Source organism: Ruegeria halocynthiae (assembly GCF_900106805.1).
Classification (GTDB): domain Bacteria; phylum Pseudomonadota; class Alphaproteobacteria; order Rhodobacterales; family Rhodobacteraceae; genus Ruegeria; species Ruegeria halocynthiae.
This window is the reverse complement of record NZ_FNNP01000005.1, coordinates 157,850-171,652: the sequence shown is the minus strand read 5'-3', so window position 1 is coordinate 171,652 and position 13,803 is coordinate 157,850. Positions and strand designations below refer to the sequence as shown.

The window sequence follows — 13,803 nt, the reverse complement described above, 5'->3', positions numbered from 1 at the left end:
TACTGGGGCAAAGCGGGCAGTGCCGCAGCGCAATCCGGGTAGGAACAATCTTTCGGATACCCAGATTCGATCCGGCGATCAGGAGCACCGGGATATGACACCCAAACGCAACGTTCTGTTTATCATAACCGATCAAATGCGGGCGGATTGCCTGTTCGGAGCGCTGGAAGGCCATGTTGATTTGCCTCATATGCGCGCATTAATGGCAGACAGCGTGTCCTTCGCGCGGCACTTTTCTGTGACCAACCCGTGCGGCCCATCGCGTGCCTCGTTACTGACCGGACAATACGCGATGAACCACCGTTCCGTACGGAACGGCACACCCTTACGCTACGACACACCGACCATCGCCAGCGAGATGCGCAAAGCCGGATATCTGCCGATGCTGTTTGGATATACCGATACATCGCAAGACCCGCGTGTTTTTGATGCGAATGACCCAGCCCTCAGGTCTTATGAATTCCACATGGCCGGATTTCAGGAAATGCTGGAAATGCGGATGGAGATGTCGTTTCCATGGCGGTCGCATCTGAAAAACCGCGGATATGAGTTTGACAACTATTTCGATGTATTCAAACCAGTGGCGCCGGATGGCGGCCAACCCGCACTGAATGATCCCGCGATGTACGCGGCCGAGGATAGCGACACCGCCTTTCTGACAGACCGGTTTCTGGAAACCATGCCGGCCTATGCCCAGGATGACCGGGGATGGTTTGCACACCTCACCTATCTGCGACCACATCCGCCGTTGGTTGCCCCGGCGCCCTACAATCGGATGTATGACCCCGCTGCGCTGCCGATGCCATTGCGACTGCCGTCACACGAGGCCGAAGAAGCGCTGCATCCGTTCTTCGCACCCACCCGCGCCAACAGCACCGTTGCCGGGTTCGTCGAAGGTTTCCCTGATCTCGAACCGACAGATGAAGTGGTGCAGACGCTGCGCGCGCTCTATCTGGGGCTGGCGACCGAGGTGGATCACCATATTGGCCGCGTTGTGTCTTTCCTGAAAGAGACCGGGCAGTATGACAACACATTGCTGGTACTGACCGCCGATCACGGCGAGATGTTGGGGGATCGGCATAGTTGGGGAAAAATGTCGGTTTATGATGCCGCATATCATACCCCTCTGATCATCCACATGCCCGGCGGAGGGCAGGGCAGGCGCGTAAATGCGCCGACGGAATCCATCGATATCGTGCCGACAATTCTCGACTGGGTTGGTCAGGTCATACCAGATTCAATGAACGGGCGTTCGCTGATGCCGTTCATTCAGGACACCACTCCAATGCCGCCGACCGACTGGCGCCGCTATTCGTTCTCGGAACTGGACTTCGCCGATCCGCTGAACCCAACGCGCTGGCAGCGTGATCTTGAAACAGGTCTGGAGGACAGTTGCCTGTGCATCCTGCGCGATGACCGCTTCACCCTGATCGAATTCGCCGCTGATCTGCCACCGTTATTATTCGACGGCGAAGGGCAGGGAGAGCTGGAGAATGTGGCCGAACATCCTGAACATGCGGCCACTTTGGCACGTATGACGCGCGACATGCTGCGTCACCGGATGCGGAAAATGGACAAAACCCTTTCAAACTGGATGATCACACCAGACGGGCCGCGCCGCCCTTAGCTCCCTGTCAGAAGGCCCCAATCGCGTCCTCTGGCAGGATACTTTCTGGCATCGCCTGATAACACACCGGACGCAGCCAGCGCCGGATGGAAAGTGTGCCCACCGACGTTGCACCGAAATTGGTCGAAGCGGGGTACGGACCTCCGTGAACCATGGTATCGCTGACCTCGACGCCGGTCGGGAAACCATTGGCCAGTATACGACCCGCCTTGCGTTCGAGGATCGGGCGCAGGCTGGCCGCCAGCCCAGTGTCTGCGGCGTCCATCTGCAATGTAGCCGTCAGTTGACCGGCAAAACCGCGCGCGATTCCGGCGAAATCGGAGGTCGAGGGAACGCGAACCACGATGCCCAGCGGGCCAAAGACTTCTTCTGCCAAATGAGGCTCGGATTGCCAGGTGTCGAGGGTCGTCTCGAACAGATAGGGCAGCGCGCTGCGGCTATCGCACGGGGCGCCAACCACCTCGCGTAGGCTGTCAATCTGCTGCAGTTGTGCGGCGCCCAAACGATAGGCCTCGGCGATACCGTCGGTCAGCATCGCCTGCTCATCCGTCGCGGCGAGGGCCTCGGAGGCCGCATTGATGAAGGCGTCAGCGGCACTGTCCTCAATGAAAACAACGCCGGGATTGGTGCAGAACTGGCCCGCGCCCATAATCAGTGAACCGGCCCAGGCTGTGCCGATCTCGGCAGCGCGAGACCTGGCCGCATTGGGCAAAACAAACACCGGATTGATCGAGCCCAGCTCACCAAAGAATGGAATAGGCATCGGTCGCGTAGCGCAGAGGTCAAACAGTGCACGGCCACCGCCGAGCGAACCCGTAAATCCGACCGCATTGATCAGGGGATGTTGCACCAAAGCCTCGCCAACATCGCGGCGACCTCCCTGGATCAGCGAGAAGACACCATTCGGCATGCCGCAGGCTTGAACAGCAGCGGCAATGGCTTGTGCGACAATCTCGGACGTTCCGGGATGGGCCGAGTGACCTTTAACAATGACCGGGCATCCGGCTGCCAAAGCGCTTGCCGTGTCACCCCCTGCGACCGAGAAGGCCAGCGGAAAGTTCGAGGCGCCGAACACGGCCACAGGGCCGATCGGGCGTTGAACCATGCGCAGCTCTGGGCGCGGCAAAGGCACGCGATCAGGTAGTGCGGCGTCATGTCGGCGATCCAGATAGTCCCCGGCCCGGATATGGCTGGCAAACAACCGCAGCTGGCCAACCGTGCGGCCCCGTTCGCCCTGCAGACGCGCCTGGGGCAGGCCGGTTTCTGCGCAGCCTGTTGTGGTGATCTGGTCGCCGCGCGCGTCTATCTCTTCGGCGATCCGTTCGAGAAAGGTCGCACGCGCCTCGCGCGATGTGGCCCCATAGGCTTCAAAGGCTTCTTCCGCTGCTGCCGCGGCCTGCTCCACCAAAGCAGGAGTACCTACACAGAATTCCTGAGCGCCTCCGGTGACAGGAGTGGACGAGAACCGCCCTTCGGATTCCAGCCACTCGCCCGCGATATAGTGTTTACCTGTTATCATTGTGGTGTCCTCAAATCAGGTTACGCGCAGCAAGGTTGCGCATGAATGCGGATGGTCCGAAGGCCCAGGGCTGGCAATCGCCACTTGTCCGCACATCGTTCGTCAATGTCCCAAGACCGGTCGCCGTGATATCCACCCGGTCTCCGATCTTGTGCGTGAATCCTTCCCCGGGCACGTCACGGTCATCCGTCGGCGCAAACAGGGTGCCCAGATACAGCATGAAGCCATCCGGGTATTGATGATTCTCGTTGATGGTCTGCGCCACGATATCGGCCGGATCACGGCTGATCTTGGACATCATGGACTGACCGTTCAGAACATAGCCGTCGGTGCCGGTAACCGTCATGGTCAGTTCTGCAGATCGGATATCATCCATGGAATAGCCGCCATCAAAAAGCCGGATGAACGGCCCGATCGCAGCCGAGGCATTGTTGTCCTTGGCTTTGCTGAGGAGCAGGGCAGATCGCCCTTCAAAATCACGCAGATTCACGTCGTTACCGATGGTGGCCCCTTGAATATTACCCTTGCTGTTCACCGCCAGCACAATCTCGGGTTCCGGGTTGTTCCAGACGGATTTCGGATGCAATCCAACCGGCGCGCCCCAGCCAACCGCCGAGAGGACCTGTGCCTTGGAAAACACCTCGGCATCCGGGCCTATCCCAACTTCCAGATACTGCGACCAGAGACCTTCCTTGATCAACGCCTGTTTAGCCTGCTCGGCTTGTTTGGAACCCGGCTCGATATTCGACAGGCTTGCACCGATGAGATCGCCGATACGGGCGCGGATCGCTTCGGCAGCTTGGGGGTCACCTGCTGCACGTTCTTCGATCACACGTTCCACCATGGATCTGGCGAAAGTCACGCCAGCCGCCTTCACCGCCTGCAAATCATTCGGTGCCAGGAAATGGCGTTTGGACGGATCACTTTCAGCGGCAAGGCTTTCCGCCTCAAGTTGATCCAGGCTGGCAAACTCTTTCCCATCTACCTGCGTGACATAGGCCGCAGGGTCTTCCATCTCGAAAAGATCGCGCATGGTCGGAACCTCACGCGACGTAATATCAAAGAGGGAATTGCCGCGCAGCGATACCAGAACGGGGCCGATGTCAGGCACCCACACGCGGCCGACAAATGACCCCGAAAGCTTGTGCAGATTGGTTGTTGTCATATCGTGTGATCCACTAACTTATCCTGCCACGACGTCTTGCCGCTGAAGGCCCAGCCCCTGAATTCCTAGCTCCATCCTGTCGCCGGGCCTCAGGTAAACTTCGGGTTTTTGACCCATGCCCACACCGGGCGGCGTACCGGTGGAAACGATGTCACCGGGCTGAAGAGACATGAACTGCGAAAGGTGAGACACGATTGTTGCGACACCGAAGTGCATGGTGTTGGTTGAACCCTCCTGAAACCGTCGGCCATTGACGTCCAGATACATGGGCAGGTTTTGCGGATCAGGGATCTCGTCTCGTGTAACCAGCCAAGGACCAATCGGACCAAAAGTGTCTGCGGATTTCCCTTTGACCCACTGTCCTGAACGGTGGAGTTGGAAATCTCGCTCTGACAGGTCATTTACGACGCAGTATCCCGCCACATACTCCAAAGCGTCTTGCTCAGAGACATATTTGGCGGTCTTTCCGATCACGACGCCCAACTCGACTTCCCAGTCTGTCTTGACCGAACCGCGCGGAATTTCGACCGTATCATTAGGGCCGATGATCGAGGATGTCGCCTTGAAGAAGACCACAGGCTCTTCCGGTAAGGACATACCGCTCTCGGCCGCATGATCAGCGTAATTCAGACCGATGCAGATAAATTTTCCGACATTGCCTACGCAGGCGCCAATTCTGGGGTTGCCTCCGACTTCGGGTAGTGTGGCATGATCCAGTTCACGGATCTGCCCAAGGGCTTCATCACCAAGGCTGTCGCCAGCGATATCCCCGATGACCGCTGACAAATCCCGGATCGTTCCGGTGCTGTCCAACAACCCGGGCTTCTCGGCGCCAACAGGTCCAAAACGCAGAAGTTTCACTGTTTGGTTCTCCCAGATCAGATGGTCCAGCCACCGTCGATGGCAAATGGTTGACCAGTTGTATATTTGCTGGCGTCGCTCGCCAGATAAAGCGCCAGCTCGGCAATCTCATCCGAGGTGCCAATCCGCCCCATTGGCTGGCGCGCTATGAAATCCGTCATGGCCTGTTCATAGTCGCCGGTGGCGCGAAGCCGGTCGTGCAGGCTTGGGCTGTCCACCGTGCCGGGGCAAATCGCATTGCAGCGGATTCCCTGCGCGACAAAATCTGCAGCGATCGATTTCGTGAGCCCAACAACAGCAGCCTTTGAGGCACAATAGGCAAAACGGTTCGGCACACCTTTCAGGGAAGACGCAACCGAGGACATGTTTATGATCGAACCTCCGCCCAGCTCCAGCATCCCCGGCAGTGTCAGTTTTATCAGGCGGTACATGGCCTTGACGTTCAGATCGAAACTGAAATCCCAGTCCCGTTCCGGGCATTCCAGTATGGACCCTGCAGCCACATACCCGGCGCAGTTGAACAGCACATCCAGCTTGGGCAGATCGGCGACAGCCTGTTCGACTGCTGCCCCATCCGTGACGTCAAGCCTGAACGCGGTGATGCCGTTGATCTCAGAAAGCTTGGTCAGGGCTTCGGTGTCGATATCACAGGCAAGAACCCGGGCGCCTTCTGACGCAAACAGCGTGGCCGTGGCGCGGCCAATGCCTTGACCAGCGGCTGTAATGAGGGCGGTTTTCCCCTCAAGTCGATTAAGTTTCTGTGCATCGGTCATGGTTCAGTCCGTGTAGAATACTTGCTGCATCATCGACCATTGCTCACCGTCTGATCGAGAGGCCAGCGGTGACTGGCACGGGTCTGTGAACGTCCACCACTCCTGAGTTTTGGGGTCTTTGGCCATCTCCGCCATATCGGCCTGGAAGTCATCGCCGTGGTATTCCCAATACCCAAACAACAGGTTTTCAGGTTCACGCAGAAAGATTGAGTAGTTGCGAATGTTGCTGTCGTGGATCTGTTTCAAGACCTCCGGCCACGCGTTCGCATGTAGCCGTTTGTATTCGTCTATTTTTTCGGGCTTGATCCCGATCATCATTCCCATGCGTTGCATCCTAGCCTCCATATTCGGCCCACAAGGAATCGGGCAGGTCTGTTTTGAACCCCGCCCAATTCGGTCGGCGGGCGACAGCCCTTGCCAGATAAGGCGTGGACAGTGGTCGTCGCAAATTTCGCAAACCGGTTCATGCTTCCTCGGTCATATTGATATTGGTTTCACGCAAGGTCACGCTAAAACTCAGGCGGCCTCGCTCACATGATGGCTGACAATCTCCATTGACGAGATCTTCTCCCAGTCCCAATCAATCCCGAGACCCGGGTCTTGCGAGGGGATAGCGTGCCCATCCACCACCTTCATTCCAGAGCCGGTAACACCATCAAGTTGTGGAATGTGCTCAAGCCAGGTGGCATTCGGCACCGCGCAGACCAAAGGCAGGTGAAGCTCCATCAGAAAGTGCGGGCAGACCGCGATATTGAACGCCTCGGCCATGTGGGCGGTCTTCAGCCAGGGGGTAATCCCACCAATCCGGGCCACATCCACCTGAATGATCGAAGCGGCGCCTGCCTGCATGTAATCCTTGAACTGGCTGATCGAATACATGCTTTCGCCAACCGCAATCGGAACGTCCGAGTGGCGGGCAAGTTCGACATGCGCGGAAATATCGTCTGCTTTGATCGGCTCTTCGAACCAGGCGATGTTCAGCTCTTGTAGCATACGGGCACAGCGGATTGCTTCGGAAAGGCAGAAACTTTGATTGCCGTCTGTCATGATCTCATATGCATCGCCCACAGCGTCACGAACAGCCTTCAGTCGCGCTTGATCCTGTGCGATCAGGTCCGAGCCGATCTTGATTTTCGATCCTTTGAACCCGGCCTCTTTTGCGGCCAGCGCATTCTCGACCAGTTCGGAGGTCGAGTAATGCAGCCAGCCACCCTCGGTCGTGTAGAGGCGCATTCTGTCCTTCGCGCCGCCTGCAGCCTTCCACACAGGCAACTGCTTTTTGCGGCAATTCAAGTCCCACAGTGCGGTATCAATTGCGGCCAGCGCCAGTGACGTGATCGCACCAACCGCCGTAGCGTGTGTGAGGTAAAGAAGATCCCGCCAGATCTGCTCAATGCGCTCCGGGTCTTTGCCCAGCAAGGCGGGCGCCAGAGTTTTCTCCAGCAGCGCAACAACCGACGGCCCGCCCGTTCCGATAGTGTAGGTATAGCCGACACCCCGGGCCCCATCGCTGTCATGCACGATAACAATCGGGGTTTCCTGACTGACGAAGGACTGAATCGCATCGATCCGCTTCACCTTGGGCACGAGGTCGATCATCTTGATCTCTACGCGGGTAATTTTCGCCATATCAGCTACTCCGGATCACGTTTGTTGTTTCGGCATCAAAGATGTGGGCCTTTTCCAACGCCAATCGGCAGGTCATGCGTTCCCCCGGCGTGACGGGGCGCGGGTTCAGCATTTTGCCCTGTATTTCGGTCCCGGCAAGTACCGCGAACAAAAGCGTTTCGGTGCCCAGCGGTTCCGACAGGTCGATCCTGAGATCAATCTCGGCGATATCGCCATCCTCAGCGACCCCGTGGCCCACGGGGCTTAGATTGTCTGCGCGAAACCCGTATCTGACCTGCTGACCCACGTGTACGCCTGCGCGTGCAGCCGTAGGAACGGGAAGCTCTTGCCCATCGCCCAGCCGAACATTTCCGTTCTCGGTCACCACACCATCCAGCAGATTCATCGGCGGAGAGCCGATGAAAGTTGCGACAAAGGTGTTTACGGGCGTGTTGAACAATTCCAGCGGCGTGCCAACCTGAATGATGTGACCATCCCGCATCAGAACGATACGATCGGCCAACGTCATCGCCTCGACCTGATCATGGGTCACATAGATGATCGTGTTGCCGACCTTCTGGTGCAGCTTCTTGATCTCAACCCTCATCTGCGTGCGCAGTTTCGCGTCCAGGTTGGACAGGGGTTCGTCGAACAGGAACACATCCGGGTGCCGGACAATCGCGCGGCCCATGGCAACACGCTGCCGCTGGCCACCCGACAAAGCAGCGGGCTTGCGGTCCATCAGCTCTTGCAGGCCCAGAATGGCCGCAGCCTCATCAACAGCCTTTTTGATCTCTGCGGCCGGTCGTTTTGCAATATGCAGCGAGAAACCCAAGTTCTCGCGTACACTCATGTGCGGGTACAGCGCATAGTTCTGAAACACCATCGAGATATTGCGTTCCCGCGGCGGCAGGTCATTCACCACCCGCCCGCCGATGGACACCTCGCCACCCGAGATGTCTTCCAACCCGGCAATCATCCGCAATGTTGTCGACTTGCCGCAACCCGAAGGGCCGACCAGCACAACAAATTCTCCGTCTTCGATATCTAGATCAATGCCGTGAACCGCCTGGTGTACTCCATAGCGTTTGATGACATTGGAAAGAGTAACTTCTGTCATATTCTTATCCTTTGACGCCGCCGAATGTCAGGCCGGCAATCAGGTGTTTCTGGACGATGAAGGTCAGGATCAGCGCAGGCAGGATCATCAGAACCGCCAAAGCGCACATGCCACCCCAGTTGATGGTGAATTCGGCGGTGAAATCCAGCAATCCGACGGGCATGGTTTTCGAATCCACCGAGCGTGTCAGCTGCGAGGCCAGCGCGAACTCGTTCCACGATGTCAGGAATGCAAAGATCGCTGCCGAGGCCACGCCCGAACGAGCCACCGGAAATTCGACCTTCCAGAAAGCCTGCCAACGGGTGCAGCCGTCGATCTCGGCCGCCTCGTGCAGCTCTTTCGGGATCTGGCGGAAGAACCCGTCGGTCAGCCATATCGTGAACGGCACGTTCATAGCCACGTAAACAAGGATCAGCCCAAAATGCGTGTCGATAATGCCAACCTTGGCAAAGACGATGAACAAGGGCAGCGACAGCGCCACGCCGGGGACCGCGCGAAACAGCATAAGCCCGACAAAGTACCCTGATTTACCCTTGAAGCGGTAGCGCGCAAATGCATAGCCACCAGACATCCCGATGAGAACGGCGATCAGGGTAGATGTCACCGAAATGACAATCGAGTTCCAGAGGTATGAGAAAACTGGCACGCCCCCTTGCCCTGCGCCGCCAAACATGGCGCGGTAGTGTTCCAGCGTAAAGCTCGGCCTCCAAACCGGGGGTTTAGCCATAATCTCGACTGTAGGGCGAAAGCTGTTCAGGATTATCCAAAGCCCCGGAATGCAGATGATCGACATCACCAGAAAGAGGCCAAAGAAATGCAGACCTTTAAGTACACGGCGCCGGTTTCTGTGGGTTTTGTTGCGATCCATCGGTTATCCCCCCATACCCAATTCAGCACGCGCGGCGCTGAGCTTGCGAAAAAAGAAGATCGTGAAGGCGATCGAAAGCAGGATAGAGACGTAGCCCATCGCATTGGCCAGCCCCATCTTGGCGTCCACATAGCCGGTGCGGCTCATCAATGTCCAAAGAAGTTCGGTCCGGCGTGCGGGCCCGCCACCCGTCATGATCTGCACGATGTCATAGGCGCGCGCCACATCCAGCGAGCGAATGGTCATCGCGATATAGATAAACGGCATAAGGAAAGGCAGGGTAATGTGCCGAAAGCTCTGCCACGGGGTGCAACCATCGACCTTGGCAGCCTCGAGCGGGTCGCGGGGCATGGCGAACAGACCCGCAAGGATCAGGATCGCAAAAACGGATGTGCTCATCCAGATTTCAGCAAACAAGATCGAGAACATCGCCAGATTGCCATCCACCAGCCATGGCAACGCGGCATCAGACCCAAGTGATTGCAGCACATTGTTCACCAACCCAACGTTGTCGTTGAAGATGAATTTGAACTGAAACCCGACGAGAATGGGTGAAAACATCATTGGAAACATGAGAACGGTACGCAACGTGCGCTGGCCCCGTGTCACCTTGTTGACCATTAGCGCGATACCAAGGCCAAAGAGCAATTCCAGATTCAGCGCGATGGTCAGGAACAGAACCGTGCGGCCAAAGGCGGCCCAGAATTTCCAGTCTGTCAAAATGCGTTCATAGTTTCTTTCACCGATCCAGGTCCACAGCGTCGATGGCCGCGTAAGCTTGTACGGTGTAAAGCTGGAATACAGTGAAAACAGGAGTGGGATTAGAACCACAGCGGCAACTACAACGAATGCAGGCAGCAGCAGGACAAACCACTCGGGTAAGCGGCGGCGCATTTCGACCCTCGGTTTTTTTGATACTCAATGATTGGCAGGTGGGGACTTCTCCCCACCATGCCTGCGGTCACGGGGTTTTAGTAATAACCCGCATCCTGCATCAGCTCATCTACGGCGGCCGCTGCATCATCCAGCGCTTGTTTGGCGGTCTTGTCGCCAACAATCGCGGCCTGGAGTTCCGGGAAGACAATGTTTGTTGTTTCCACCCATTCCGGAATGGCCGGAACGGCAAACGCGTATTTTGCCCCTTCGGCAAACGCTGCCAACGACTCGGCGCGGTAGGGGTCATCGCCGTTTGAAGCGGCCTCCAGATTAGCCTCCCAAACGGCCGTCCTGGACGGCAATGATCCACCCGAAGATTCTGCCAGCTGGCTTTCTTCACTTGTCAGGAACATGACCAGAGAGGCGGCGGCCTCTTTGTCTGCGCAGTCGTTTGTAACAGAGAACCCATGCAGTCCTGCCCAGCCCGTGCGCGCCGCGGAGCCCATCGGCTGCACTGCCACGCCTACGTTTCCTGAGGCTTTCGATTTTTCAGGGTCGTTGAAAAAGCCCGCCCAGCCCGGCCAATCCAGGTTCAGCGCGATGCTGCCGGACGCAAAGCCCTGACCCAGATCATCCCAAACATAGGATGTCGTACCGGCTGGTACGGCTTGCGCTTCGTAAAGATCAACGAACCACTGCAATGCGCGCACTCCGGCTTCCGAGTTGAATGCCGGGGTATAGTCATCGTTCAGGTATTGACCACCTTCCGCGACCAACATTTCATAAAAGCGACCAACAACGCCCTCATCCTTTCCGGCATATTGCGTGCCGTAAAAGTTCGGCGGATCGGAAAAGAATATTGCCTGATCTTTCACCTGATTCCAGGTTTCCGGCACGGCCAGATCGTAACCGTATTCAGCCTTGAATGCCGCTGCTTTGTCGGCATCGGTGTAGTTCGACTTCAGATAGTAAAGCACGGATACATCGAATTGCGCACGCGGCAGCATCAGCAGTTCGCCACCCACGGTGGAGGCATCGATATTGCCGGGAACGAATTCCGCCAGAACCTCTGCAGGTACCAGCGAATTCAGATCGACATAAAGACCTTCGTATTGCGGCGCGAAGGAGATGTGGTTCGACCCGACGCACCAATCAGTGGTGCCCGCCGCCATGTCCGACTTGATTTCACGGTCAATTTCAAAGTGGCTTTTCTTGGAAAGAATATTGACGGTCGCGCCCGTCAGAGCCTCCCAATCAGCGATGCGGCCATACAGACCTTCGTACTGCTGACCGCCGATGAACTTGGCTTCGATTGTGACGCCCGGATAGCTTCCATAGTCCTGGGCTGCCGCTGAGTCCATTACAGCAACCAAAGCCGTAGTAACCGCCAAGCCATTGTAAATATTTGGTTTCATGTTCGATCCTCCCAGTAGTATTCTAGCAAAGCTCCTGCCGAAGCCACTCGTTGCTCATATTTAAAACTTAGTTTCACATAGAAATCAACACTTGAATTTCCAAAAATGGTGCGCAAAGAATTGCAACATGAACAAACACCCTAACTCCGCCATTCCGCAGGCCGACCCAAAGTACAAAGCCCCTGCCCTTGAAAAGGGTCTTGAGATACTGGAGCTTTTGTCGACCACTCAGGACCCGATGACCCAGTCCGAGATTGCACGGGCCTTGGGACGTTCCAAAAACGAGATCTTCCGGATGCTGGCCACCCTGGTCCAGCACGGTTACGTTTCCAGAACGCAATCGGGTGAGGGGTACAGTCTGAGCCTGAAGCTGTTCGCGACCGCGCAAAGATACTCGCCCATCGTTCGCCTTCTGGAAGTGGCGACGCCACTCATGCGGCGCGCGACGAACAAGGTTTGGCAATCCTGTCAGATTGGGATGGAGAACAGTGGCAGCATTGTCATCGTGTCTTCAATTGAAGCGCCCGGAAACTGGGGCCTTGCCATTCGCACCGGCTCTGTCATCGGGCTTTGGAACACTGGCACAGGTCGGGTTCTGGCTGCGTTCCGGTCCGAAAATGAGCTCGAGGAACTGATCCGCCTTCACCAACCAGCTTTGGGTGAACCTGAGTTGGAAAGGCAGATATTCCAATCAGAATTGCAGGACATCCGAAATGCCGGGTTCTATCGCAATCAGTCGGACACGCTTGTCGGGGTCACCAATCTCAGCTTTCCGATCTTTAACCCGTCCGGGGAAATAGTCGCCGCTCTTAGCTGCCCGTATCTTGAACGCGTGGACAACATGAAGACCGCGTCGATCGACGAAACAGAACAAGTATTTTCAGATGTTGCAAACCAGCTGACCAACTACTTTCACGGCAAAGCGATCCCAGAGGATATCGGCGCATGACTACAAATGCTATTCCGATGCGCAGCTTGCTCAACGGTCGAATGAAGCTACCGGTACTTGGCTTTGGCGGAGCACCCCTCGGTGGGTTGTTGCGGGCAAATGACAATGCAGCCGCCGCTGAAATGATGGCCAGGACCTGGGGGCACGGCTACACATACTATGATACGGCTCCGTTTTACGGGTTTGGCCGGTCGGAACGCGCCGTCGGGGATGCGCTGCGCGGCAAGAACTACATTCTTTCAACCAAGGTCGGCCGATTGCTGAGGCCCGGAATGCACACCGATCCCGGCGCAATGGGCTGGCCTGACCCCCTGCCGTTCACGCCGGAATACGACTATGGATATGACGCGATCATGCGGTCCTACGAAGACAGCCTGCAGCGGCTGGGGCTCGACCGGATCGACATTCTGTTTGTTCACGACATCGGAGAGTTCACGCATACCGCCGAGGACAATGCCAACCACCTCAAGGTGTTACGGGATGGCGGCTATCGCGCGCTGGACGAGCTGCGTCGAAGCGGAGCGATCAGGGCGATCGGTCTCGGCGTCAACGAAACGGCCGTTTGCCGCGAGGCTCTGAAGTTTGGCGATTGGGACATGTTCCTGCTGGCGGGTCGTTATACGCTGCTGGAACAGATGGCGCTGGATGATCTGTTGCCGGAATGCCTGGCAACCGAGACCTCGGTCGTCATCGGAGGCCCTTATAACTCGGGCGCCCTTGTTGGTGGTGACACCTGGAATTATTCCTCCATTCCCACCGAAGTTGCCGACAAACTGCAACAACTCCGCGCCTGCGCGCGCAGGCACGATGTGTCTTTGCCCGCCGCCGCGCTGCAATTCCCGCTGGCGCACAAAGCTGTGGTCTCAGTCATCCCCGGGCTGCGTGACAGCAATGAACTGACCCAGACATTGCAGTGGACCAGCGAAAAGATATCCGCCGCGTTCTGGCGGGATTTGCGCGAACTAGGTCTGCTGCACGAAACCGCGCCCACCCCTGAGAACAACCCATATAAGGATGCATGA

13 protein-coding genes are annotated in these 13,803 nt (G+C 57.1%); 3 read left to right on the top strand and 10 right to left on the bottom strand.

Translation table 11 applies throughout. The annotated features are described in order from the left end of the window. Positions 1-94 precede the first annotated feature (94 nt). Positions 95-1,627 carry a sulfatase-like hydrolase/transferase gene (locus BLU89_RS14440; RefSeq protein ID WP_074737543.1) on the top strand — a complete coding sequence of 511 codons (1,533 nt, stop codon included), beginning with the start codon at positions 95-97 and terminating at the stop codon, positions 1,625-1,627. A gap of 7 nt (positions 1,628-1,634) precedes the next feature. On the opposite strand, the gene BLU89_RS14435 is transcribed toward BLU89_RS14440, so the two are convergent. The 10 genes from BLU89_RS14435 to BLU89_RS14390 form a co-directional block, all read right to left on the bottom strand. Beyond that, the gene (locus BLU89_RS14435) at positions 1,635-3,146 is read right to left on the bottom strand and encodes an aldehyde dehydrogenase (NADP(+)) (protein ID WP_074737542.1); all 1,512 of its coding nucleotides are present in this window, start codon (positions 3,144-3,146) and stop codon (positions 1,635-1,637) included. Between the two features lie 10 nt (positions 3,147-3,156). Then, positions 3,157-4,311, bottom strand: coding sequence for a fumarylacetoacetate hydrolase family protein (locus BLU89_RS14430; protein ID WP_074737541.1), 1,155 nt, complete (start codon positions 4,309-4,311; stop codon positions 3,157-3,159). 18 nt (positions 4,312-4,329) lie between these two features. After that, positions 4,330-5,172: a fumarylacetoacetate hydrolase family protein gene (locus BLU89_RS14425; protein ID WP_074737540.1), complete on the bottom strand. Its 843-nt coding sequence runs from the start codon at positions 5,170-5,172 to the stop codon at positions 4,330-4,332. A 17-nt stretch (positions 5,173-5,189) separates the two neighbouring features. After that, positions 5,190-5,945: an SDR family oxidoreductase gene (locus BLU89_RS14420; protein ID WP_074737539.1), complete on the bottom strand. Its 756-nt coding sequence runs from the start codon at positions 5,943-5,945 to the stop codon at positions 5,190-5,192. Between the two features lie 3 nt (positions 5,946-5,948). Next, positions 5,949-6,278 (bottom strand): L-rhamnose mutarotase, encoded by a 330-nt coding sequence (locus tag BLU89_RS14415; protein WP_074737538.1) that lies wholly within the window; start codon positions 6,276-6,278, stop codon positions 5,949-5,951. A gap of 183 nt (positions 6,279-6,461) precedes the next feature. Then, on the bottom strand, positions 6,462-7,574 hold the full coding sequence (locus BLU89_RS14410; protein ID WP_074737537.1) for a mandelate racemase/muconate lactonizing enzyme family protein: 1,113 nt from the start codon (positions 7,572-7,574) through the stop codon (positions 6,462-6,464). 1 nt (position 7,575) lies between these two features. Beyond that, complete coding sequence (locus BLU89_RS14405; RefSeq protein ID WP_074737536.1) at positions 7,576-8,673, bottom strand: ABC transporter ATP-binding protein; 1,098 nt, start codon at positions 8,671-8,673, stop codon at positions 7,576-7,578. 4 nt (positions 8,674-8,677) lie between these two features. Continuing rightward, positions 8,678-9,541: a carbohydrate ABC transporter permease gene (locus BLU89_RS14400; RefSeq protein WP_074737535.1), complete on the bottom strand. Its 864-nt coding sequence runs from the start codon at positions 9,539-9,541 to the stop codon at positions 8,678-8,680. A 3-nt stretch (positions 9,542-9,544) separates the two neighbouring features. Further along, a complete protein-coding gene (locus BLU89_RS14395) occupies positions 9,545-10,435 on the bottom strand; it encodes a carbohydrate ABC transporter permease (protein WP_074737534.1) in 891 nt (296 codons plus the stop codon). A 77-nt stretch (positions 10,436-10,512) separates the two neighbouring features. Continuing rightward, complete coding sequence (locus tag BLU89_RS14390; protein WP_074737533.1) at positions 10,513-11,832, bottom strand: type 2 periplasmic-binding domain-containing protein; 1,320 nt, start codon at positions 11,830-11,832, stop codon at positions 10,513-10,515. A 127-nt stretch (positions 11,833-11,959) separates the two neighbouring features. On the opposite strand from BLU89_RS14390, the gene BLU89_RS14385 reads away from it, so the two are divergent. Together BLU89_RS14385 and BLU89_RS14380 are read left to right on the top strand one after the other, a co-directional pair. Further along, complete coding sequence (locus BLU89_RS14385) at positions 11,960-12,781, top strand: IclR family transcriptional regulator (protein ID WP_074737532.1); 822 nt, start codon at positions 11,960-11,962, stop codon at positions 12,779-12,781. Beyond that, positions 12,778-13,803: an aldo/keto reductase gene (locus BLU89_RS14380; protein ID WP_074737531.1), complete on the top strand. Its 1,026-nt coding sequence runs from the start codon at positions 12,778-12,780 to the stop codon at positions 13,801-13,803. The genes BLU89_RS14385 and BLU89_RS14380 overlap by 4 nt, the downstream gene beginning before the upstream one ends.